The sequence below is a fragment of the Brevibacterium sp. Marseille-P9724 genome, from assembly GCF_902500275.1.
GTDB lineage: Bacteria > Actinomycetota > Actinomycetes > Actinomycetales > Brevibacteriaceae > Brevibacterium.
In genome coordinates this window covers 136,257-158,976 of record NZ_LR722990.1, presented here as the reverse complement: position 1 = coordinate 158,976, position 22,720 = coordinate 136,257, and the positions used below count along the sequence as shown (strand labels likewise).

The window sequence follows — 22,720 nt, the reverse complement described above, 5'->3', positions numbered from 1 at the left end:
TCGAAAGCGGTCAGACCAGTTTTGCCGTGTCGGCAACGATGTGCACACGGTCGTTTTCGACCGAAATGAACCCACCGGCCGCGTGTGCGGTAACCAGCTGATCTTCAGAGTCAATGATCCTCACGTCGCCGCCGGCGATCACGGCAAGCACCGGTTCGTGACCGGTGAGGATGCCGATTTCGCCTTCAACGGACTTAGCGACAACGCGCTTGGCCTCGCCGGACCACACTTCGCGGTCAGCGGCGACGACGGTGACGTCGAGTGCCATGGATCAGTTCTCCTTCTGGAGCTGCTCGTAGTTGCGCAGCACATCGTCGATTGGGCCGACGTTGAAGAAGGCCTGTTCGGGGATGTGGTCGAAGTCGCCGTCGCAGATTCCCTTGAAGCCTTCGATCGTGTCCTTGATCGGAACCGTCGAGCCTTCAACACCGGTGAACTGCAGAGCGGTGTAGGTGTTCTGCGACAGGAACTGTTCGATGCGACGAGCGCGGTGAACCGTGAGCTTGTCTTCTTCGGACAGTTCGTCAACACCGAGGATGGCGATGATGTCCTGCAGTTCCTTGTTCTTCTGCAGAATCTGCTTGACGCGCACAGCGGTGTCGTAGTGATCCTGACCAACGTAGAGCGGGTCGAGGATTCGCGACGACGAGGTCAGCGGGTCAACAGCCGGGTACAGACCGCGCGAAGCGATGTCACGCGAGAGCTCCGTGGTGGCGTCCAGGTGGGCGAACGTCGTAGCCGGAGCTGGGTCGGTGTAGTCATCTGCGGGCACGTAGATGGCCTGCATCGACGTAATCGAGTGACCGCGGGTCGAAGTAATGCGCTCCTGGAGCACACCCATCTCATCGGCCAGGGTCGGCTGGTAGCCCACTGCGGAAGGCATACGGCCCAGCAGAGTCGAAACTTCCGAACCCGCCTGCGTAAAGCGGAAGATGTTGTCGATGAACAGAAGCACGTCTTGCTTCTGGACGTCGCGGAAGTACTCAGCCATTGTCAGACCGGTCAGGGCGATGCGCAGACGCGTGCCCGGCGGTTCGTCCATCTGGCCGAACACCAGGGCGGTGTTGGGCAGAACTCCCGATTCATCCATTTCGTGGATGAGGTCATTGCCTTCACGGGTGCGCTCACCGACGCCGGCGAACACGGACACACCGCCGTGGTCTTGGGCGACACGGGTGATCATTTCCTGAATGAGCACGGTCTTGCCGACGCCTGCACCGCCGAACAGACCAATCTTTCCACCCTGCACGTAGGGGGTGAGGAGGTCGATGACCTTGATGCCGGTTTCGAACATCTGGGTCTTCGATTCGAGCTGGTCGAAGTTGGGGGCCGTGCGGTGGATGGGCCAGCGTTCGGTGATCTCGTAAGGTTCGTCGATCATCGAGTCGTTGAGCACGTCACCGGTGACGTTGAAGACCTTGCCCTTGGTGACGTCACCGACGGGCACCGAAATCGGACCGCCGGTGTCGCGGACTTCCTGGCCGCGCACAAGGCCATCGGTCGGCTGCATTGACACGGCGCGAACGATGCCGTTGCCGAGCTGCAGCTCGACTTCGAACGTCAGTTCGCGGGTGCCCTCAGACAGTTCGACCTCGGTCTTGAGTGCGTTGTAGATTGCGGGAACCGAATCGAGCGGGAACTCAATATCGACAACGGGGCCGATAACTCGAGAGATCCGCCCGACCCCACCCTTGACCTGGGGTGTTTCAGTAACGGTTGCAGTCATGTTCTCTTTCTTTTCTGCTCTCTTAGGGCGTTAGACGCTTCAGTCAGCAGATCCCGCGCCGGCGAGTGCGTCTGCACCGCCGACGATCTCAGAGATCTCCTGGGTGATCTCAGCCTGACGTGCCGAGTTGGCAAGCCGCGTGTACGTCCGGATGAGGTCGTCTGCGTTGTCGGTTGCGGTCTTCATTGCCTGCTGGCGCGCTGCCTGCTCGGATGCTGCCGCATTCAGCAGTGCAGCGAGGATGCGCGACTCGATGTACTTCGGCAGCAGCGCGTCCAGCACGGTGTCTGCGTCAGGTTCGAATTCGTACAGCGGCAGAGGACCGTCGGCGGTCGTCGGCGCCGGATTTTCGTCATCGGCTTCGACGACCTCGAGCGGAAGCAGACGACGGTGTTCGGGCTCCTGGGTAACGGAGTTCACGAACCGTGTGTAGACGAAGTAGATTTCGTCGACACCGTCGTTGCCGAAGTCGCGGTCGAATGCTTCCAGAAGGGCATTGCCGATCTTCTGTGCGTCTTCAACCGAAGGGTTCTCAGAGAATCCCGTCCAGGCGCCGGCCAGCTGACGCTCGCGGAACGTGTAATACGTTTCGGGCTTGCGTCCGACCACGTAGAGCTGCTGTTCGACATCTCTTTCGTCAAGAAGCTGAACGAGCTCTTCTGCTCGCCGGATGACGTTCGATGAGTACGCACCGGCGAAGCCGCGGTCGGGGCCGATGACGACAACAGCCGCGCGGCGCACGTTCTCCGGTTCCGTTGTCAGCACGTGGTCGACATTCGACTGCGTTGCGACGGCGGAAACGGCTCGCGTGATCGCGTTGGCGTAGGGTGTTGCGTCCTTGACCCTGCGGATGGCCTTCTGAATACGGGAAGCCGCGATGAGCTCCATCGCCTTGAAGATCTTCCTCAAGGACGATGTCGAGTTGATCTTCGCTTTGAAGACCCTCTGTGAAGCTCCCATCAGTACTTCCTTTCCCTATACCGGATCAGCGCTGCTTGACGATCTGCTCCTGAACGACTTCTTCTTCGTCAGTTGCGTCGAAGTCTTCAGTGCCGACCGCCGAGCTTCCGTCCGAGGACTGGAACTCGCGCTTGAATTCGGTGATCGCGGTTTCAAGCTCTCCGAGGAGATCCTTGCCGAGCTTGTCGTTCAGGTTGGCGATCGTGGACAGAATCTCGGTCTTGCGCTCGAGGTAGTCGTGGAACTCCCGCTCAAAGCGCAGGACGTCTTCAACCGCAATGTCGTCGAGGTGGCCTTCGGAGCCTGCCCAGATGGAAACGGTCTGCTTTTCCGACGGCATCGGGTCGTACTGGCCCTGCTTCAGAAGTTCCATCAGACGCGCACCTCGGTCGAGCTGACGTTTGGTGGCCGCGTCGAGGTCTGAGGCGAACATCGCGAACGCTTCGAGCGAACGGTACTGCGCCAGGGAGATCTTCAGGGTTCCCGAAACACCGCGCAGCGGCTTGCGCTGAGCCGAACCGCCGACGCGCGAAACAGAAACACCGACGTCGACGGCCGGACGCTGGTTGGCGTTGAAGAGGTCCGACTGCAGGAAGATCTGACCGTCGGTAATCGAAATGACGTTCGTCGGAATGAACGCACCGACGTCGTTGGCTTTGGTTTCGATGATCGGCAGACCGGTCATCGAACCGCCGCCGAGTTCGTCGGAGAGCTTGGCGCAGCGTTCAAGGAGGCGCGAGTGCAGGTAGAAGACATCGCCCGGGTAGGCTTCACGGCCCGGCGGGCGGCGCAGCAGCAGCGAGATCGCACGGTATGCCTCAGCCTGCTTCGACAGGTCGTCGAAGACGATGAGCACGTGCTTGCCCTGGTACATCCAGTGCTGGCCGATAGCCGAACCGGCGTAGGGTGCCAGGTACTTGAAGCCTGCCGGGTCGGAGGCTGGCGAAGCCACGATCGTGGTGTATTCGAGAGCGCCGTTTTCTTCCAGAGAACGGCGGACCGAAGCGATAGTCGAGCCCTTCTGACCGCATGCCACGTAGATGCAGCGAACCTGTTTGTTCGGGTCACCGGATTCCCAGTTGGCCTTCTGGTTGATGATCGTGTCGATCGCGAGTGCGGTCTTGCCGGTCTTGCGGTCGCCGATGATGAGCTGACGCTGACCGCGGCCGACTGGAACCATGGCGTCGATGGCCTTAAGGCCGGTTTCCATGGGCTCCTTGACTTCCTTGCGGTCCATAACGCCGGCGGCCTGGAGTTCGAGTTCGCGGCGTCCTTCGGCTTCGATGTCGCCGAGCCCGTCGATGGGGTTGCCGAGCGGGTCAACAACACGGCCGAGGAACTTGTCGCCGACGGGAACCGAGAGGACCTCGCCCGTGCGGTACACCTTCTGCTCTTCGGCGATGTTGGCGAATTCACCGAGGATGACCACGCCAATCTCGCGTTCATCGAGGTTCTGGGCCAGGCCGAGCGTTCCGTCTTCGAAGCGCAGCAGTTCGTTGGCCATAACTCCGGGCAGCCCGGACACGTTGGCGATGCCGTCGCCAGCGGTCACAACGGTGCCCACTTCCGTTTTGTCAGCCGAGGTCGGCTTGTAGTTCTCTACAAACTTCCCCAGCGCGTCCCGGATCTCCTCCGGGCGAATTGTCAGATCCGCCATCGCGGTTTCCCTGCTTCCTTGGTTTCTGCGGCGCGGCCGCGTTTAGCTTGCGAGCCTGCGCTCGACTTCTGCGAGTCGGTCGGCAATCGTCGAGGTCATCACTTCGTCTCCCACCTGCACGCGCACGCCGCCGACAACGCCGGGGTCGATGCGGATGTTGAGGACGAGCTTGCGGCCGAAGCTGGCCGACAGAGCGGCCTCGAGACGGGATTTCTGCTGTTCGCTCAGCTCCCGTGCGACCGTGACGTCAGCAACTGCGCGCTGCTGGCGGAACGCCAAGACCTCCGAGAAGTTCTCGTAGGCTTCGGCGACTCGGCGGCGGCGCGGGTTGACTGCACCGTGGACGAGCAACATGAGCGTTTCTGCCGAAACGCGATTGCCGACGATCTGCTTCAGCAGCTGTTCCTTGGCTGCCGGCTCTGCGTCAGATTCGAGAGCGCGTTCGAGGTCGTGGTCGGAGAGAACCAGGCGCGTAAAGCGGAACAGCTCTTCTTCAACCTCCCCCAGGCGCTCCTGCGACTGAACGTGTGCAGCCAGAGACGCCACGCCCGCGGTTTCGACAGCGGTCACGTAGTCCTGAACGCGCGCCCACCGACGGCCAGCGGCGTTGACGAGCAGATCGACAGCGGGAGCCGAGAGCTTGCCTGCGAACAGTGAGTTCAGCAGGTTCCGCTTGGCTTCGATGTCGACTGCCGAGTCCGTCAGAACGCGTCGCAGCTGAACATCCGAAGCGAACACGCCGACAGCTGCCAGAAGATCGGCGGCGAAGCCGGTTCCGGGCGTGACTGCAGACGATGCCTCGTCAACGGTCTGCAGCAGTGAATTTCTGCTCGATGCCAGCATCACGCGTCCTTGCCGGCCGGAGCCTGTGCTTCGAGGTCAGCGATGAAGCGGTCGACAACACCGTTGGAGCGGGCGTCGTCCTGCAGCGATTCGCCGACGATGCGGGATGCGAGGTCTGTGGCCAGCGTGCCGACTTCGCTGCGCAGCGAAATCATTGCTGCCTGGCGCTCAGCTGCGATCTGCGCTTTGGCAGTCGAGATGATGCGCTCGGCTTCCTCGTTGGCCTGCTGCTTCATATCAGCGATGATCTGAGCTCCGTCTTCCTGAGCCTCGGCACGCAGACGGGCTGCCTCTGCGCGGCCCTCGGCGAGCTGCATCCGGTACTCTTCCAGCGCTGCATCGGCCTCAGCCTGTGCCTTTTCGGCCTTTTCGATGCCACCCTGGATAAGCCTGGATCGCTCGTCAAGGACTTCCTTGAACTTCGGAAGGATGAACTTCCAGAAAGCGAGCAGGATGATGACGAAGCAGACCATCGACCACACAATGTCGTAGACAGCCGGAATCATGGGGTTCTGGTCAGAAGCCCCAGCGGCGATAAAAGTAGTCGGGGTCAAGAGTCAGTCCTTATTCCAGATCAGACGAAGATGAAGTGGGCTGCAATGCCGAGGAAGGCCAGGAGCTCGACGAATGCAATACCCAGGAACATGGTGGTTCGCAGCTGGCCGGAGACCTCAGGCTGGCGAGCCATGCCCTCGACGGTCTTGCCGACGAGGATGCCGATACCGATACCGGGGCCGATAGCGGACAGACCGTAGCCGACCGTTGAGATGTTGCCCGAGACTTCAGCGAGAATGGTGGTATCCATGGGATGTTTTTCCTTCCAGTATCTTGGCCGACTCGCTTAAGCCGACCGTGGTCCCGTGTGTTACAGGAGTTTGTGGGATTGTGCCTCAGTGGTCCTGAGAGATGCTCAGCTGGATGTACACAGCGGTCAGCAGTGCGAAGACGTACGCCTGCAGCACGGCGACCAGGATTTCGAAGAGAGTGAACGCGAAGCCGCCGATCAGCGTCAGTCCGCCGAGCGCAAAGAGACCGCCCCCGACTTCGAAAAAGAAGAATTGGGTGGCAGCGAAGCACAGCACCAGCAGCAGGTGACCGACGATCATGTTGAAAGTCAGACGCAGTGTGAGCGAAACCGGGCGGGCGATGAAGGTCGAGACGAACTCAATCGGCGTCACGATGATGTACATGAGCGGCGGGACACCAGCCGGGAACAGCTGGCTCTTGAGATATGCGCCACCGCCCTGGGCCTTGATTCCCGCACCGATCATGACGAAGTAGGAAACGAGGGCCAACACCAGGGGCATGCCGATGTTGGAGTTGGGCGAAATGTTCAGGAACGGGATGATGCCCGTGATGTTCATGCAGAACACAGTCAGGAAGATGACGGCGATCAGCGGGAAGAAGCGGTCGCCATCCTTCTTGCCGAGGATGTCGTGGGCGATGCCCTTGCGGCAGAAATCAAGCGCCATTTCCGCGATCGACTGTGCACGGGTGGGAACCAGGCGTCCGCCGCGCAGCATCAGCCAGAATGCAAGCACCATGAGGAGGGCAACTGCAATCCGAATGATCATGATTCGATTGAGTTCGAAAGGGGTCCCAGCGAAGAGCACAGCGCTTGGGAAGAACTCTTCGAGCCCTGGTGCGTGGAAGCCTCCTCCCTCTGCGACGAGGGACATCGGTGAAGTCAGAGCTGACGCGTTAAACAGGGCGAACTCCCAAAGCTCAGGGCACACGCGTGCGGTGGCCATATGCGGATGGTCGATGTGTTTGCAGGGCTACGATTGACGGCCCCGGAAGAACACACACGATTCCCAGTGGAATCATCGCGGTTTCACTGAATCCTACCAAGCACGACTACTCTTTCAAAACTCAGTCCCGTTTCCCAGCAGTCGGATCAACAGTGGGAATCCGCGCGTTCTGAACAGCCCAGGTTTCGATTGCCAACGACGCGACGGCTCCCGCGACGAGCGTGATGAACAGGACCATCGGATGGTAGAAGTCCCGTCCCGACAGAACCGCAACCACCGCGAACATGAGTGCGATCTTGACGAGAAAACCGCCCATTGCGGCACCGGCTGTCACAGCCGGCCCCGAGTCTGCGGTGAAGAGCATGATGATCGCGGTTATGCCGAAGAACACAAACGCGACAGCCGCACCGATGAGCGCACTGTAGACACCGCTCACGCCCACGACCAGTCCCCCGATCACCGCGCCGATCAGCCCGATGGCGATACCGGCGATCGCACTGAGCAGGAGAATGCGCCGCATGAGCTGGCTGATGATTGCCGCGCTGGTGGACTGCTGGCTCATCTGGTTATTTCCCTTCGATACCGACGGCGGGCGATCACAGGGTAGAAGGTGACCGCGAGTGTTATGAGGAGGCTGATGCCCATGACGATGATGACGATGTCTGTTGGAAACAGCAGGAAGCCGATCGCACCGAAGGCGAAGTTCGCCGTCCACAAGTACATGATGAGCACTGCGCGTGCGTGTGAATGACCCAGGCGCAGCATGCGGTGATGAAGGTGCTTGGCATCCGCGCTGAACGGCGATTTGCCCGCAGCCATGCGCCGAACGACGGCCAAGAAAAGGTCGATCAGCGGCAGGGCCATGACGGCCAGGGGCAGAATGATCGGCATGTAGGCGGCGAACACGCGTTCGTTTGACAGCAGCGCGGGGTCGACCTGACCGGTGACTCGAATCGTCGAAGCCGCGAGCAGAAGGCCGATGAGCATTGATCCCGAATCGCCCATGAAGATGCGTGAGGGATTGAAATTGTGGGGCAGGAAGCCTATGCAGCCTCCCACCAGCAGGGCGACGATCAGCGAGGCCAGATTCGCGTAGCTGGCGGGGCTGGTGTCCACCGCGAGCTGATAGCTGTAGATGAAGAACGCCACGCCGCCGATTGTGACGACGCCGCTGGCCAGGCCGTCGAGCCCGTCGACGAAGTTGACGGCGTTGATTGTCACCAGAACGACGAACACCGTGAGGATGACCGACATGCGGGGCGACCCCACGATGATGTCAACCCACGGGATCGACAGCATAGCCACGCCGTTGAGTGCCATGAAGCCGGCAGCCAGCGCCTGCCCGGCAAGCTTCGCCGCCCAGTTGATGTCCCAGATGTCGTCGATGACCCCGATGAGCACCAGCAATCCGCCTGCCCCGGCTACGCCGATGATCGGGGCGGGGTTGTCGAACAGGTGCCGCAGAAACGGCGTTTGGGAAGCAAACAGCAGTCCCACGAGAACACCCGTGTAGATGGCCACTCCGCCGAGCCTGGGGGTGGGAACCGAATGGACGTCGCGATCGCGCAGCGGCGAGAAGATGAGCCCGCGTTCGGCGACGCGACGGACCATGGGCGTCACGAGATAGGACACGATGGCCGATATGACGACAATGAACAGGTAGACGCGCATCAGCCGTCCCTATCGGCCTTTCCGGAAGTCGGCTTTTCCACCGCGGCTGGCTCATCTTCGAAAGACTGTGCTTCTGCGGCAGTCGGCGCATTGGCCTCAGAGCCAGCCGGCTCCTGACCGACGTCGAGAAGGTTCGGCACGTGTTCGGCCAGGGCGGAGTACGGAATAGGACCGGAGCGCACAACCCGCGGCGGCTGCGCCGTCATGTCGATGATGGTCGACGCCCCCTGCCCCTCGGCAGGACCTGAATCGAGGTACAGTTCGATGTTCTGCCCCAGCATCGCCTCAGCGTCTTCAACGGTCTGCGCTGCCGGCTGTCCGTGTTCGTTGGCGGAGGAAACAGCCAGAGGACCCGTGCGGCGCAGCACGTCGAGAGCGGGCTCGTGATCGGGCATGCGCACAGCGACGGTCCCGTGAGTGTCGCCGAGGTCCCAGTCGAGCATGGGCTGGGCTCGACAGATGATGGTCAGCGCACCGGGCCAGAACTCTGCCGTGAGCGCCATTGTCACCGCATCGACACCCTCGGCAATGCCCATGAGAGTTTCCGGGCGGGCTATGAGCACAGGCGGCGGCATGGTTCGATCGCGGCCCTTGGCATCGAGCAGCCGTTCAACCGCTTCGGGAGAGAATGCGTCGGCTGCTACACCGTAGACGGTGTCAGTGGGCAGAACGATGAGCTTGCCGTCTTCGATGACCCGTGCGGCTTCGGCTATCACGAGGTCGTGGACCTCTGAGCTGCGAAGGTCATAGTGCCGCGACATGGGTCTCCTCGTGTGGTTTGAAGCCGGTTGTGAAACGTTCCCTGCCAGTGTAGTCGCGGTGGACCTCGACCTGTTCAAAGCCTGCGTCTGCAAAGGCGGCCCGCATCTGCTGGACTTGGTACTCTGCGTGTTCGACTGCCAACGCCCCGCCGCCGACCACGATTTCCGCTGCATGGGCGATGAGTGCACGGGGAAAGTCCATACCGTCCTCTCCCCCGCCGTACAGGGCGATTTCGGGGTCAGCATCGACTTCGGGAAGATTGGGCTGGCGGGCACGGTCAACGTACGGCGGGTTGGACACGACCAGGTCCACTGGACTTTCGGGAATGAACTGCAACGCGTCTGCCTGGATGACTGCGCACTGCGAACCGCAGCGGCTGAGCAACGGCACGTGGTTTTCGATGTTTGCCTTTGCCCACCGAGTGGCTGAGGGACTCAGCTCGACACCCGTTGCCGAAGTGGCGCCGACCTCACTGGCCACGGACAGTGCCAGGACCGAGGTGCCGGTGCACAGATCAAGAACCCGCCGACTGCCGCGGGGACGGCTGCGCAGAAAGTCAATGCCCCACTGGGCAAGAAGCTCAGTTTCGGGGCGGGGAATGAAGACTCCAGGGCCCACCGCAAGATCGAGATGCCGGAAAGCCGCCCTGCCGGTGATGTGCTGAACCGGAACCCGCTCGGCCCGCCGGGCAAGGCCCTCTTCAAGGCGCTGTGCAACGTCGTCGGGCACAGCGGGATCCGAAAGGAGCGTCAGAGAGAGGCTCTTAACGTCGAACTCCCAAGCCCACGCCAGCAGGAGGCGCGCCTCCGCATCGGCGGTTTCGATTTCCGCTTGGCGCAGCCGTGCGCAAGCGGCGGACAGCGCCTGCCGAGCGCGGATCGGCTCAGCAGACAATCAGCCGATCCCTTCGAGCCGTTCAGCCCGCTCAGCAGCACGCAGCGATTCGACGACCTCATCCAGTCTGCCGTCAAGCACCTGGTCGAGGTTGTAGGCCTTATACCCGGTCCGGTGATCGACAATCCGGTTTTCCGGGAAGTTGTAGGTGCGGATGCGCTCTGAACGGTCGACCGAGCGCACCTGCAGGCGGCGCGCGCTCTGGGCTTCTGCCGCAGCTTCTTCGGCCTGCTTTGCAAGCAGGCGTGCACGCAGAATCCGCATGGCGGCCTCACGGTTCTGCAGCTGCGATTTTTCGTTCTGACAGCTGGCGACGATCCCCGTGGGCAGGTGGGTGATGCGCACAGCGGAGTCCGTTGTGTTGACAGACTGGCCGCCGGGGCCAGAAGAACGGTAGACGTCGATCCGCAGATCATTGTCGTCAATGCGGATTTCATCGGGCTCATCGACTTCCGGGAAGACCATCACGCCCGCCGCGGATGTGTGGATGCGGCCCTGCGATTCCGTGACGGGAACCCGCTGTACGCGGTGAACACCGCCTTCGAACTTCATCCAGCCGTACACTCCGCCTTCGCGCGACTTGACAGCCAGAGTGATGTCTTTCCAACCGCCCAAAGCGGTTTCAGTGGAATCGAGAACCTCCACGCTCCACCCGCGGTTGGATGCCCAGTGGCGATACATGTTGACGAGGTCCGCGGCGAACAGGGCCGATTCGTCCCCGCCCTCGCCGGCTTTGACCTCCAGCAGGGCGTCGCGAACATCGTCGGGGTCTTTGGGAACCAGCAGTTCCCGCAGCCGCTCTTCGAGGTCGGCGATCACGCCGTCCAGACGATGCGCCTCGTCAGCAAAAGAACTGTCCTCTTCGGCAAGCTCAGCGGCAGCTTCACGGTCGCTGCGCGCAGTGTCGATTGCATCGACACAGGTCTTGACCTGACCGAGCTCGGAGTACCGCCTGGTCAGCTTCCGCGTCCGCCCGGCATCGGCGAGCACGTCCGGGTCGGCCAGTTCCGCCTCGATCCGGTCGTGCTCGTCAATGAGAGAGCGAACGCTGGCTTCCAGCTGCGAAGAGTCAAGCGCCATCAGTCGTCAGAGGCGGCTTTCGGCAACGGAGTGGTCTTCTGCACCTGCATGAGGAACTCGGCGTTGTTCTGCGTTTCCTTGAGCTTCGACAGCAGAAGCTCAAGTGCCTGCTGCTGTTCAAGGCCTGCGAGCACACGGCGCAGACGCCACATGATCTTGCGCTCTTCTGCGCCCATGAGGTTCTCTTCGCGGCGCGTGCCGGAGCCGTTGACGTCAACGGCCGGGAAGATGCGCTTGTCTGCAAGGCTGCGCGACAGGCGAAGCTCCATGTTGCCGGTGCCCTTGAACTCTTCGAAGATGACTTCGTCCATCTTCGAACCGGTCTCAACGAGAGCAGTTGCCAAGATGGTGAGCGAACCGCCGCCTTCGATGTTTCGCGCAGCGCCGAAGAAGCGCTTGGGCGGGTAGAGGGCGTTCGCGTCGACACCACCGGAGAGGATGCGGCCGGAGGCCGGCTGGGCCAGATTGTAGGCCCTGCCCAGGCGGGTGATGTTGTCCAACAGGACCACGACGTCTTGGCCCATTTCGACCAGCCGCTTAGCGCGCTCGATGGCGAGTTCCGCAATTGCCGTGTGGTCATCGGCCGGACGGTCGAATGTCGAGGCAATGACTTCGCCGTCGACGGCGCGCGTCATGTCCGTGACCTCTTCGGGGCGTTCGTCAACCAGGACGACCATGAGGTGAACATCGGGGTCGTTTGCTTTCACCGCGTTGGCGATCTGCTGCATGATCGTGGTCTTGCCTGCCTTGGGCGGGGCGACGATCAGACCGCGCTGGCCCTTGCCGATGGGGGCGACAAGATCGATGATCCGCTGTGTGACGTTGGACGAAGTCGTCTCCATCCGCAGGCGCTCCTGCGGGTAGAGCGGGGTGAGCTTCGAGAAGTTCACACGGCGCTTGGCATCTTCGACTGACAGGCCGTTGACGGAGTCCAGGCGGACGAGGGCGTCGAACTTTTCGCGGCGGTTGTTGCGTTCGCCTTCGCGCTGCTGGCGAATGGCGCCGACAACGGCGTCGCCTTTGCGAAGCCCGTTGCGCTTGACCATGTTGTTCGACACGTAGACGTCGTTCTGACCCGGCAGGTAACTGGACGTGCGCAGGAAAGCGTAGTTGTCGTGCACGTCGAGGATGCCGCTGACGGGGATGAGGACGTCGTCCGGACGCAGGTCATCGTCACCGCGACGGCGCTTGCGGTCGCGGCCGCGCCCGCGGCGACCGCGGTCGTTGTTGTCATCCCGACCCGAATCGTCGTGGCGGTTGCCGCGGTTGTCGCGATTGTCACCGCTGTTGCGATTGTCAGCGCCGTCATCGCCGTTGTTTTTGCGGCCTCGGCCGTTCTTGTTTTTCTTCTGGCCGTGTTTGTCGTCGCGGTCGTTCTTGTCGGCACGACCGTTTTTGTCGTCGTGGGCGCTATCATCGCGCTCATTGTTGTCGCGGTTCTTCTCGCCGCGTTTGCCATTACCGGACTTAGCAGCGTCCTCGGAGTTGTTATCTCCGCGCTTTCCACCGCGGCCGCGACGGCGTGAACGACCGCCGCCTTCACCGTTGTCCTCAGCGTCTGCGCCGCTTTCGGGCTTCGCCTCGGCACTCTGGCTGGCGCTGTCGTCGTCCTTCTGGCCAGCGCTTTCGCCGTCCGTCTTTTCGTCAGCGGTCTCGGTCTTCTCCGCGGGAGCGTCCGAGCGCTCCTTCTTGTCTGCGCCGGCATCAGAACCAGAAGGGGCGGCCCCGCCCTGAGCCTTAAGAATTGCGTCAATCAGATCACTCTTGCGAAGGCGGCGGTAGCCTTTGATGCCCAATCCTGCGGCCATTTCCTGCAGCTGCGGCAGGCGAAGGGCGGACAGGCTTCCGGAGTGGTTGAAGTCAGTGTTTTCTGACACGAAGGTTCCTTCTCCCTCGTTCGGCTGAAGCACACAGAGGCATTCAGCAGTGGTCTGCACATGAAAGTGGCTGTGAAAGCACCAACGTGGGTGCTGAGGTGATTGTTCTTCATCGGAGACAGAATCTGTCGATCCGAGCATCACAGCAATCGCTGCGGAAGAACAGCCTAAGCATAACGTGAAAAAACGGTGCAAGGCTAATCAGCACGCCGACAGAACAGCGTACTGATTGGCTTTATGCGCCTGTTCGAGTGATGGTTGCCCCAAAATCGGCAATCGAGGCGGCAATGACGTCGGCATCGTCTTCACCGATGACTGAGACGACCTCGTCGCGCAGATCTTCGCCGGTGCCCAGCACCAGCGCCGTCGGACCAGCTCCGGACACAACAGCGGCAAGGCCGTGTTCGCGCAGCGCATCGACCCGGGCCAGAGTTTCGGGCATGGCCGGCCTGCGATATTCCTGGTGCAGGTGGTCTTCTGTCGCCGCAAAGAGCAGCGAGGGATCACGCCCGATTGCGTGGATGAACAGCGCCGCGGCCGCCGAGTTCGCCACGGCATCAGCGTGCGGAACCTGTTCGGGGATGAATGATCGCGCGTAATCGGTGTCCAGCGTCGTGTCGGGAACCACGAGCACCGCCCTCACAGCAGGGTGGGCGGGAACTGAAACCGAGCGCGGACTGCCCTGTGCATCGGCCATGCTGATGGAAACGCCTCCGAACAGCGCCGGTGCAGCATTGTCCGCGTGCCCCTCAAAGTGAACAGCCCAGGCGAGTCGCTCGGCTTCGCACAGCTCGCCTCGGCCGACGCACGCGAGAAGGGCATCGGCAATCGAGATCCCCGCGACCACAGCGGCAGCCGATGAGCCCATCCCCCGCGAATGCGGAATCGTATTGGCGCATCGCAAAGTCAGCCGGTCTGCCAGTTCGGCGCTGCCGTGGTGGTCGAGCACTTCGCGCACGACCCTGTGGATCAGATGATCCGAGGAGGCGGGCACTTGGCCGGCACCCTGGCCCGTAACCTCGACACAGCTGCTGAGGTCGACGGGAGAGGAGTGCAGTTCGGCCACCACCTCGTCGGCAATGTCGAGGGCAAGGCCGAAGGTGTCGTAGCCGGGCCCCAGATTGGCCGAAGTCGCAGGAACCGAGACCTCGATGCTGCAGGGCACTCTCAGTCCTCCAGACCCAGTGCGCGCGCAGCGCTGACAGCGTCAACGGGCACGCTCCCCGCTTCGAACTGACCTTCTGCGGCCTTCAGCGCCCAGTCGGCGTCTTTCAGTCCATGACCGGTGACTGTGCACACTATGACAGCCCCCTGCGGCACTCGACCGGCCTCGTGCATCTTCAGCAGACCGGCAATAGACGCTGCCGAACCGGGTTCGATGAAAATGCCCTCTGTGGAAGACAGCAGGCGGTGAGCCCGGATGATCTGCTCGTCTTCAACCGAGTCGATGAGTCCGCCCGATTCTTCACGAGCGGCAATCGCCTTGTCCCACGACGCGGGGTTGCCGATCCTGATGGCCGTCGCGATAGTCTCCGGTTCGTCAATCGGATGGCCGGTGACAAGCGGAGCCGCACCGGCGGCCTGGAAGCCCCACATGCGCGGGGCTGAGTCCGCCAGACCCTTCTGTTCGTACTCGGTGTAGCCCTTCCAGTAGGCCGTGATGTTGCCCGCGTTGCCCACCGGCAGCGCGTGGATGTCCGGGGCTTTGCCGAGCGCGTCGACAATTTCAAAAGCGGCTGTCTTCTGACCTTCGATGCGATCGGGGTTGACCGAGTTGACCAGGTGAACCGGATACGATTCCGACAGCTTTCGGCAAAGCATCAGGCAGTCGTCGAAGTTTCCGTCGACTTCCAGCAGCTGAGCGCCGTGGGCTACCGCCTGGCTCATTTTTCCGGGGGCGATCTTGCCCTTGGGCACAAGAACCGCGCAGGTCATGCCCGCCTTGGTCGCATAGGCGGCAGCAGACGCCGAAGTGTTCCCGGTCGATGCGCAGATGACAGCTTTGGCACCGGCTGCTTTGGCTGCGGTGATGGCCGCGGTCATACCGCGGTCTTTGAACGAACCGGTGGGGTTCATCCCCTCGTATTTGACGTAGACCTCGGCTCCGGTGCGCTCGGAAAGCTTTTCGGCGAAGATGAGCGGCGTCCCGCCCTCACCGAGCGAAACCGGGTCTGCCTGCGGGTCGATTGCAAGGTGTTCGCGGTATTCGGTCACGACCCCGCGCCACTGGTGTGCCATGGTCTTTCTCACTGTCCTTCAATGCGCAGAATCGAGACGACCTCGTCGACCACGTCAAGCGCGCGCAGCCGCTCGACCGTCGATGCCAGCGCGGATTCGGTTCCGCCGTGGGTCGCAATGACGAGCTTGGCCCGCGGGTCAGCCGCATCATCGAGGCTCGTCTGCTCGACGAGCTTGATGGAGACCCCCTGGTCAAGGAACACCCCGGTTACTGCGTGAAGCACACCCGGGCGGTCCTGGACAGCCAGCGTGATGTGGTAGCGCGTGTTGATGTCGTCAATCGGAATGATCGGCAGCGATCCGCTTTCGAGCTTGCGGTACTGTCCTGCTCCGCCGAGCACCTTGCGGCGGGCCACGGAGACGAGGTCGCCAAGCACTGCGGACGATGTCGGGGCTCCCCCGGCTCCCTGGCCGTAGAACATGAGTTCGCCGGCGGATTCGGCTTCGACGAACACGGCGTTGAACGCTCCTCCAACGCTGGCAAGAGCGTGGTCCGCCGGAATGAGGGCCGGGTAGACGCGAGCTGAGACCCCCGCTGCCGGAATCTCTTCGCAGATGGCCAACAGCTTGATGGTGAAGCCCTGGCTGGCTGCGGTTGAAATCATGTCGGCGGTGATGTTCTCAATGCCCTCCACGTGAACATCGTCGATGCTCACTGAGGTGTGGAAGGCCAGCGAGGCGAGAATCGCAGCTTTGGCGGCAGCGTCGTGCCCGCCGACATCAGCTGTTGGATCAGCTTCGGCATAGCCGAGCTCCTGAGCGGTCTTCAAAGCGTGCTCGTAGTCCCAGCCCTTGGCTTCCATCGCATCCAGGATGAAATTGGTGGTGCCGTTGACGATACCGAGCACACGGGTGATGCGGTCACCGGCCAGGGAGTCTCCGACGGGGCGGATGATGGGGATCGCCCCGGCCACAGCGGCTTCGTACTCAAGGCGAACTTTGGCTTTGTCGGCGGCGGCGAAGAGTTCCCCGGAGTGCTTGGCCAGCAGCGCCTTGTTGGCGGTCACAACCGATGCACCGGAATTGAGGGCTTTGACCAGCAGTTCGCGAGCCGGTTCGAGTCCGCCCATGAGTTCTACGACGATGTCGGCGCCTTCGATTGCCGCTTCGAGGTCATCGGTGATGAGATCAGTCGGAATACCGGGGCGGGCCTTCGAAATGTCGCGCACACCGACGGACATGAGCTCGAGTTGGCTTCCGATGCGCTCGGTGAAGCTGTCGGCGCGGTTGAGGATCGCATCGGCAACTTCACTGCCGACGGTTCCCGCTCCGAGCAGGGCTACCTTGAGAGGCTGTGCGCTCATTTTTCTCCGTTCTCATTGGCCCGGGCGAAACCGGGATCCGATGCAAACATCTGTTCGTAGGTTTCAGGAAGCACCACCCACTCGGCCTGTCCGTTTTCAACGGCGACGACGCCGGGGCGCGGCACGTGGTTGTAATTCGACGACAGCGGCCTGCAGTAGGCGCCCGTGCCGGGGACCGCAATGAGATCACCGCGGCTGATGTCCGCCGGCAGATATTCATCGCGGACGACTATATCGCCGCTTTCGCAGTGTTTGCCGACTACGCGGACGACAGTCGCTTTGGCGTCAGACGACCTCGAGGCCAGTGTGCACGAATAGTCGGCATCGTACAGAGCGGTCCGTATGTTGTCGCTCATTCCGCCGTCAATTGACACATAGGTGCGGATTCCCGAATCGGTTTCGACTTCCTTTATGGTTCCAGCGGTGTAGAGGGAGAACACCGCCTGCCCGACAATCGCTCGCCCCGGCTCAAAGGACACCGCGGGACGGGGAAAGTCGGCGTCGTCGCACTCTTCGGCAACCGCGGCAGCCAGGAGAGCCGCCATCTGCTCAAACGCGACGGGTTTGTCCTGCGATGTGTAGCGGATGCCGAAGCCTCCGCCCAGGTCGATCTCCGGTATTGCGAATCCGGTGTCTGCGCGCAGGCGGGCGGAGAATTCAATGATCCTGCGGGCGGCGAGGGCAAAGCCGTCTTCTTCGAAGATCTGAGAGCCGATGTGGCTGTGCAGGCCCACCAGTTCAAGATTGGGGTCCGTGATGACAGCACGGGCGGCGCGGTCAGCCGCTCCCCCGCTGATGGACAGGCCGAACTTCTGGTCTTCGTGGGCTGTGGCGATGAAGCTGTGCGTGTGCGCTTCAACGCCGACTGTCAAACGCAGCATGACGGGCGCGGTAATGCCGCGAACCGCAGCGGCCTGGGAGACGCGCTCAATTTCGTCGAGTGAGTCGATGACGATCCGGCCGATTCCCCAGTCGAGGGTCATTGCTATTTCGTCATCGGACTTGTTGTTCCCGTGCAGGCCCACCGCTTCAGCGGGAACACCGGCGGCCTGGGCTGTGCGCATTTCACCGAGTGAGCACGTATCGACTCCCATGCCCTCCTCGTGAGCCCAACGGGCAACTGCGGTGCACAGAAAGGCCTTTCCTGCGTAGTAAGCGCGCGCCTGCATGCCGTGAGCTTCGAACGCGTCGCTGAATGCTCCGACGAAGCTGCGGGCACGGTGGCGGAAGTCGTCGACGTCGAGCACATACAGCGGGCTTCCGAAGCGCTCGGCAAGCGCTGTCGCCACAACGCCGGCGACTTCGAGTACGCCGTCAGCGTTTTTGGAGGTGTTGCGCGACCACAGGGAGGCCATGAGTTCGTTGACGTCGGTGGGCACGGGAAGCCAGACGGGCGACGGTCCGGCGTGCAGAACGCCCGAGGGGTGAGCCGGCATTACATCTTCTCCGGTGCAGAAACTCCGAGCATGCGCAGCCCGTTGGCCAGTACAGTCTTCGTTGCCCGATCGAGAACCAGGCGAGTGCCGTGAACAGCAGTCAGATCTTCGTCTGTCCGCGGCACAACACGGCACGCGTCGTACCACTTGTGGAAGCTGCCAGCGAGAGATTCAAGATAGCGGGCAACCCTGTGGGGTTCACGCAGCTTGGCGGAGTCGGTGACTACTCTCGGGAAGTCTGCCAGTGCCGAAAGCAGGACGGCCTCGGTGGGATCTGTCAGCGTCGCCGGGTCCACGGGGGCCTGGTCCACTCCCGCCTCGACCGCGCGGCGCTCAACACTGCAGGCTCTGGCGTGGGCGTACTGCACGTAGTAGACGGGGTTGTCATTCGATGCTGAGCGCAGCACCTCCGGATCGAGCGTGAGCGGCGAATCGGTGGGAATGCGCGCCAGCGAGTAGCGCAGGGCATCAGCTCCGAGCCATTCGATCAGGTCGCGCAGTTCGATGATGTTGCCCGCCCGCTTGGACAGCCGCGCGCCGTTGACGCTGATCAGCTGGCCGATGAGAATCTCGATGTTCTCATCGGGGTCGTCTCCGGCAGTTGCAGCCAGCGCTTTGAGTCGTCCCACGTAGCCGTGGTGGTCAGCGCCCAGCAGATAGATCTTCTTGACGAAGCCGCGGTCCTTCTTGGACAGGTAGTAGGCGGCATCAGCAGCAAAGTAGGTGGGGCTGCCATCGGCGCGGACGAGCACGCGGTTCTTGTCGTCGCCGAAGTCCGTGGTGCGCAGCCACACGGCTCCGTCTTCGTCGAAGATGTGGCCCTGTTCGCGCAGGCGCTCTACTGCCTCGGCGACTTTGCCTGCATCGTGGAGGGACTTCTCTGAGAAGAATACGTCGAAGTCCACTCCGAATGCGGCGAGCGTGTCTTTGATGTCCGCCATCTGCAGTTCGTAGGCTTCTGCGCGCAGTTGGTCGTAGATGTCAGCGTCGGCGCTGTCTGCCCATTCGGGGTGGCGCTGCCGAAGAGCGTCGGCGATTGCCTGCACGTACTGGCCGGGATAACCGCCCTCGGGAACGTCGTGACCGCGCAGACGCGCCAGGACGCTGCCGGCGAAAGTGTCCATCTGAGAGCCGAAGTCGTTGATGTAGTACTCGGCAGTGACATCGGCTCCGGCAGCCCGCAGAACGCGGATCAGAGCATCGCCGACGGCGGCCCAGCGCGTGTGTCCGAGGTGCAGCGGGCCAGTGGGGTTGGCTGACACAAACTCCATGTTGACCGGTGCGCCCGCCAAAGCTGTCGATTGCCCATAGGTTCCACCGGCCTCGACAATGTCGAGGGCAAGCTGACCTGCTGCCGCTTTGTTGAGGGTGATGTTGAGGAAGCCGGGTCCGGCGACGTCCACGGTGTCGACACCGGGGTTTTCACGCAGCTGTTCGGCAAGTCTTTCTGCCAGTTCCCGAGGTGGAACTCCCGCTTGTTTGGCAAGCTGAAGGGCCGCATTGGCCGCCCAGTCGCCGTGATCTCGGTTTTTGGGTCGTTCGACCGTGAGCTTGTCGGGGACTGCAAGGTTCAGGCCGCCATCGGCGAGAACCTGGATGGCCTGTGCAATTGCTGCTTTGAGATCTTCCGGAGTCACAGGGACAACGATATTACGCCCGCGCCCCCAGCGGGCAACCAGGTGCCGCGGCACAGACTCAGCCGCGTGCCGCCGGATCGCACATCAGCATCGAAGCACCCTGCGTGAAGCGGCTTTTCTGTGAACGGCCCGTTCGGCGACGCGCCACGCAGAACAGAAGAATCTCGGGGCATCGGCAGTCGAGGTCCCGAGATTCCCACGATTGTGCCCGCGACAGAATTCGAAGCCACGACCTTTTGCCCTCTGGGTCGCTAGGTGCGGCGGCGAGGAACTCGCGGGCCCGCGAGCGCGCCTCACTCTTGGTGCAGCCCGGAGCGAGCCTGCTTCTGGTGGGGCTTTGCGTTCGCCGCGCGTCTTGGAAACCCGGGGCGGGTCGGACAATTGACTTTTGTATCGACATGCATCAATATCTATGCATGTCGATACAAAAGTCAATGGTTGTCGGGTCTGACCCTGCCGTCTGTACCGATGGAGTCCCGGGCACGGAGATGATGGAGGCGACGCGTGCTCAGGCCGAACGGTTTGGTGCACGCATCATCTTTGATAACTCCATTTACCTCGATCTGCCTGGGGGAAGTCACGACCGCCGACACTGGCCTGGGTGAAGCAAAGTCGTCAAGATCGATGCCGATACCAATCCCGGAGCCGTTACAGCGGCCGGAGTGACATCCATTCCTACGCTCGGCTTTTACCGGGACGGCCAACGACGCGACGTCCCCATCAGAGCACACCCGCACCCAGACATCGTGAACAAAATCAAGGAACTCCCGGCATGACTGCAGACACCACCACACAGCAGGCAACACCCGCACGCCTGTCGACACTGGATAAGGGGTTACCGGCCTGGATCGGCCTGGCCATGATCGCGGGCCTCCTCCTCGGCCGGCTGGCCCCAGGGGTCTCTGAGCTTCTTTCCCATTTGGAAGTCGGCGGCATCTCAGTGCCCATCGCCCTTGGCTTGCTGGTCATGATGTACCCCGTCCTCGCTAAAGTCCGTTATGACAAGGTCGCCGATGTCACCGGCGATAAGAAGCTGCTGATCTCGTCATTGATCCTCAACTGGTTGGTCGGGCCCGCCGTAATGTTCGCTCTGGCCTGGACGTTCCTGCCAGACCTCCCCGAATACCGCACAGGATTGATCATCGTCGGCCTGGCCCGCTGTATTGCCATGGTCGTGATCTGGAACGACCTCGCCTGCGGTGACCGAGAGGCAACCGCTGTGCTGGTCGCGATCAACTCGATCTTCCAGGTGGTCATGTTCTCAGTCCTCGGCTGGTTCTACCTCACTGTCCTGCCCACGTGGTTGGGACTTGATACACAGGGCCTGGATGTGTCAATGGGCCAGATCGCTCTCAACGTGCTCGTCTTCCTCGGCGTCCCCCTGATCGCCGGATTCGCCTCACGGTGGATCGGCGAGAAACGTCGCGGCCGTCAGTGGTACGAAGAGAAGTTCATTCCCCGAGTGGGGCCGTGGGCGCTCTACGGTCTGTTGTTTACGATCGTGCTGCTCTTCGCGCTCCAGGGCGAGCAGATCACCAGTCAACCGTTGGACGTGGCTCGAATCGCACTGCCATTGCTGGTCTACTTCTCGCTGATGTGGTTCGCCGGCCTCCTGCTCGGCAAGAGCCTCGGTCTTGGCTACGCTCGATCCACAACACTGGCGTTTACGGCAGCGGGCAACAACTTCGAACTCGCGATTGCCGTCGCCATCGGCACCTTCGGCGCTACCAGCGGCCAGGCCCTGGCTGGAGTCGTCGGCCCCCTCATCGAGGTTCCTGTTCTGGTCGGCCTCGTCTATGTCTCACTCTGGGCCGCGAAGGCATGGTTCCGCACTGACCCCTACGCCACGGAGTCGAGATCGTCATGACTGAAACCACTGTGATCGCGACTGCCGATGAACCGTGCGCCCCCGACCCGTCCCACGCCATCGCTCTCGACGTCGCGACGACGCTTGCCGGCACACTCAAGGCACTCGCTGACCCTCTGCGGCTGCGGATGCTCTCAGCGATCAGCACCGATCCGCGTGGAGAGTCATGTGTCTGCGACCTTGCAGAGCTTGCCGATGTTTCCCAGCCAACTGTCTCTCATCACTTGAAAGTGCTGAAGACAGCGGGGCTGCTCGACTCTCAACGTCGCGGCACCTGGGTCTGGTATTCGATTGCTGCTGGTCGCCATGCCGCTGTGAGCGCTCTACTGGAAGGGTTCGCCCCCGCCGTCATCGCACCAAACCCGCCGCGCGAGGCAACAATGGTGGGCACTGCCTTCGACGTCGATGCCCACATCAGCCGTTTGGCCGCAGACCTGTCGGAAACGTCGGCTGGTGTGTCGCCAGAGACCGTCACCGGCATCGTGCGCGATTCCTACACAGCGCTGGCTCGATCGGCGAAAACCACTCGCTGCCTCGTCCCCTTGACCGAGCGCTTCGCGAAGCAGCGCTTGGCTGACATCACCCGGGACCGAGCCAGCGCGCCTCCGCAGGTCCTCTTCATCTGTGTCGCCAATGCAGGCCGATCCCAACTCGCCGCGGCCCTGACACGTCACTTATCCGGAGGTAAGGTCATCGCCCGCTCCGCAGGTTCGACTCCCGCGGCCGGAATCAACCCGAACGTCACCGAACTCATCAGCAACCTGGACGGGGAGAACGTCGGGGAACTGTTCCCAAAGCCGTTGACCGATGACGCGATTCGTGCGGCTGATGTTGCGATCACGATGGGTTGCGGCGACGTCTGTCCCATCGTGCCCGGGCTGCGCTACGAGGATTGGCCAGTCGCCGACCCAGCACTGGCCTCTCCTGAAACAGCGACACTCATCCGCGACGATCTTGCGGCCCGCGTCCAGGCCCTACTCGATTCCCTCACCAGCTGATCGAAAGAGAGACCGCCCC

At 62.1% G+C, this 22,720-nt stretch carries 22 protein-coding genes; 3 read left to right on the top strand and 19 right to left on the bottom strand.

Features of this window, described 5'->3' with window-relative positions; translation table 11 throughout:
* Positions 1–10: 10 nt before the first annotated feature.
* From GC119_RS00790 to argS, 19 genes are all read right to left on the bottom strand, one after another.
* Entirely contained in the window at positions 11–268 is a 258-nt protein-coding gene (locus GC119_RS00790; RefSeq protein ID WP_070573822.1) for a F0F1 ATP synthase subunit epsilon, read from the bottom strand.
* Positions 269–271: 3 nt separating this feature from the next.
* Positions 272–1,726: a F0F1 ATP synthase subunit beta gene (atpD, locus tag GC119_RS00785; RefSeq protein ID WP_061942531.1), complete on the bottom strand. Its 1,455-nt coding sequence runs from the start codon at positions 1,724–1,726 to the stop codon at positions 272–274.
* A 39-nt stretch (positions 1,727–1,765) separates the two neighbouring features.
* Entirely contained in the window at positions 1,766–2,686 is a 921-nt protein-coding gene (locus GC119_RS00780; RefSeq protein WP_151952237.1) for a F0F1 ATP synthase subunit gamma, read from the bottom strand.
* Between the two features lie 25 nt (positions 2,687–2,711).
* On the bottom strand, positions 2,712–4,343 hold the full coding sequence (gene atpA, locus GC119_RS00775) for a F0F1 ATP synthase subunit alpha (RefSeq protein ID WP_070573826.1): 1,632 nt from the start codon (positions 4,341–4,343) through the stop codon (positions 2,712–2,714).
* A gap of 42 nt (positions 4,344–4,385) precedes the next feature.
* Positions 4,386–5,186, bottom strand: coding sequence for a F0F1 ATP synthase subunit delta (locus GC119_RS00770; RefSeq protein ID WP_070573828.1), 801 nt, complete (start codon positions 5,184–5,186; stop codon positions 4,386–4,388).
* Positions 5,186–5,740 carry a F0F1 ATP synthase subunit B gene (locus GC119_RS00765; protein ID WP_083304103.1) on the bottom strand — a complete coding sequence of 185 codons (555 nt, stop codon included), beginning with the start codon at positions 5,738–5,740 and terminating at the stop codon, positions 5,186–5,188. The genes GC119_RS00770 and GC119_RS00765 overlap by 1 nt, the downstream gene beginning before the upstream one ends.
* A 20-nt stretch (positions 5,741–5,760) precedes the next feature.
* Complete coding sequence (atpE, locus tag GC119_RS00760) at positions 5,761–5,991, bottom strand: ATP synthase F0 subunit C (RefSeq protein ID WP_062021720.1); 231 nt, start codon at positions 5,989–5,991, stop codon at positions 5,761–5,763.
* Between the two features lie 85 nt (positions 5,992–6,076).
* Positions 6,077–6,865 (bottom strand): F0F1 ATP synthase subunit A, encoded by a 789-nt coding sequence (gene atpB, locus GC119_RS00755; RefSeq protein ID WP_070573832.1) that lies wholly within the window; start codon positions 6,863–6,865, stop codon positions 6,077–6,079.
* A 193-nt stretch (positions 6,866–7,058) separates the two neighbouring features.
* On the bottom strand, positions 7,059–7,499 hold the full coding sequence (locus GC119_RS00750) for a hypothetical protein (protein ID WP_070573834.1): 441 nt from the start codon (positions 7,497–7,499) through the stop codon (positions 7,059–7,061).
* Positions 7,496–8,608 carry an MraY family glycosyltransferase gene (locus GC119_RS00745; protein WP_070573836.1) on the bottom strand — a complete coding sequence of 371 codons (1,113 nt, stop codon included), beginning with the start codon at positions 8,606–8,608 and terminating at the stop codon, positions 7,496–7,498. The genes GC119_RS00750 and GC119_RS00745 overlap by 4 nt, the downstream gene beginning before the upstream one ends.
* The gene (locus GC119_RS00740) at positions 8,608–9,369 is read right to left on the bottom strand and encodes an L-threonylcarbamoyladenylate synthase (RefSeq protein ID WP_070573838.1); all 762 of its coding nucleotides are present in this window, start codon (positions 9,367–9,369) and stop codon (positions 8,608–8,610) included. Before GC119_RS00740 ends, GC119_RS00745 begins: the two co-directional genes overlap by 1 nt.
* On the bottom strand, positions 9,353–10,264 hold the full coding sequence (gene prmC / locus GC119_RS00735; protein WP_151952236.1) for a peptide chain release factor N(5)-glutamine methyltransferase: 912 nt from the start codon (positions 10,262–10,264) through the stop codon (positions 9,353–9,355). The genes GC119_RS00740 and prmC overlap by 17 nt, the downstream gene beginning before the upstream one ends.
* Entirely contained in the window at positions 10,265–11,344 is a 1,080-nt protein-coding gene (prfA, locus tag GC119_RS00730) for a peptide chain release factor 1 (RefSeq protein ID WP_070573840.1), read from the bottom strand.
* Entirely contained in the window at positions 11,344–13,152 is a 1,809-nt protein-coding gene (gene rho, locus GC119_RS00725) for a transcription termination factor Rho (RefSeq protein ID WP_370919383.1), read from the bottom strand. Before rho ends, prfA begins: the two co-directional genes overlap by 1 nt.
* Before the next feature lie 304 nt (positions 13,153–13,456).
* The gene (thrB, locus tag GC119_RS00720; protein ID WP_070573842.1) at positions 13,457–14,386 is read right to left on the bottom strand and encodes a homoserine kinase; all 930 of its coding nucleotides are present in this window, start codon (positions 14,384–14,386) and stop codon (positions 13,457–13,459) included.
* Positions 14,387–14,388: 2 nt separating this feature from the next.
* A complete protein-coding gene (thrC, locus tag GC119_RS00715) occupies positions 14,389–15,459 on the bottom strand; it encodes a threonine synthase (RefSeq protein WP_070573844.1) in 1,071 nt (356 codons plus the stop codon).
* Between the two features lie 8 nt (positions 15,460–15,467).
* Entirely contained in the window at positions 15,468–16,763 is a 1,296-nt protein-coding gene (locus GC119_RS00710) for a homoserine dehydrogenase (protein WP_070573845.1), read from the bottom strand.
* Complete coding sequence (gene lysA / locus GC119_RS00705) at positions 16,760–18,199, bottom strand: diaminopimelate decarboxylase (protein ID WP_151952235.1); 1,440 nt, start codon at positions 18,197–18,199, stop codon at positions 16,760–16,762. The genes GC119_RS00710 and lysA overlap by 4 nt, the downstream gene beginning before the upstream one ends.
* On the bottom strand, positions 18,199–19,836 hold the full coding sequence (argS, locus tag GC119_RS00700; protein WP_070573849.1) for an arginine--tRNA ligase: 1,638 nt from the start codon (positions 19,834–19,836) through the stop codon (positions 18,199–18,201). Before argS ends, lysA begins: the two co-directional genes overlap by 1 nt.
* A gap of 662 nt (positions 19,837–20,498) precedes the next feature.
* On the opposite strand from argS, the gene GC119_RS00695 reads away from it, so the two are divergent.
* The 3 genes from GC119_RS00695 to GC119_RS00685 are packed head-to-tail and all read left to right on the top strand — an operon-like array spanning position 20,499 to position 22,701.
* Positions 20,499–20,612 (top strand): hypothetical protein, encoded by a 114-nt coding sequence (locus GC119_RS00695; RefSeq protein WP_370919382.1) that lies wholly within the window; start codon positions 20,499–20,501, stop codon positions 20,610–20,612.
* Positions 20,609–21,703: an ACR3 family arsenite efflux transporter gene (gene arsB, locus GC119_RS00690; RefSeq protein ID WP_070573851.1), complete on the top strand. Its 1,095-nt coding sequence runs from the start codon at positions 20,609–20,611 to the stop codon at positions 21,701–21,703. The genes GC119_RS00695 and arsB overlap by 4 nt, the downstream gene beginning before the upstream one ends.
* On the top strand, positions 21,700–22,701 hold the full coding sequence (locus GC119_RS00685; protein ID WP_151952234.1) for a metalloregulator ArsR/SmtB family transcription factor: 1,002 nt from the start codon (positions 21,700–21,702) through the stop codon (positions 22,699–22,701). Before arsB ends, GC119_RS00685 begins: the two co-directional genes overlap by 4 nt.
* Positions 22,702–22,720: the final 19 nt, after the last annotated feature.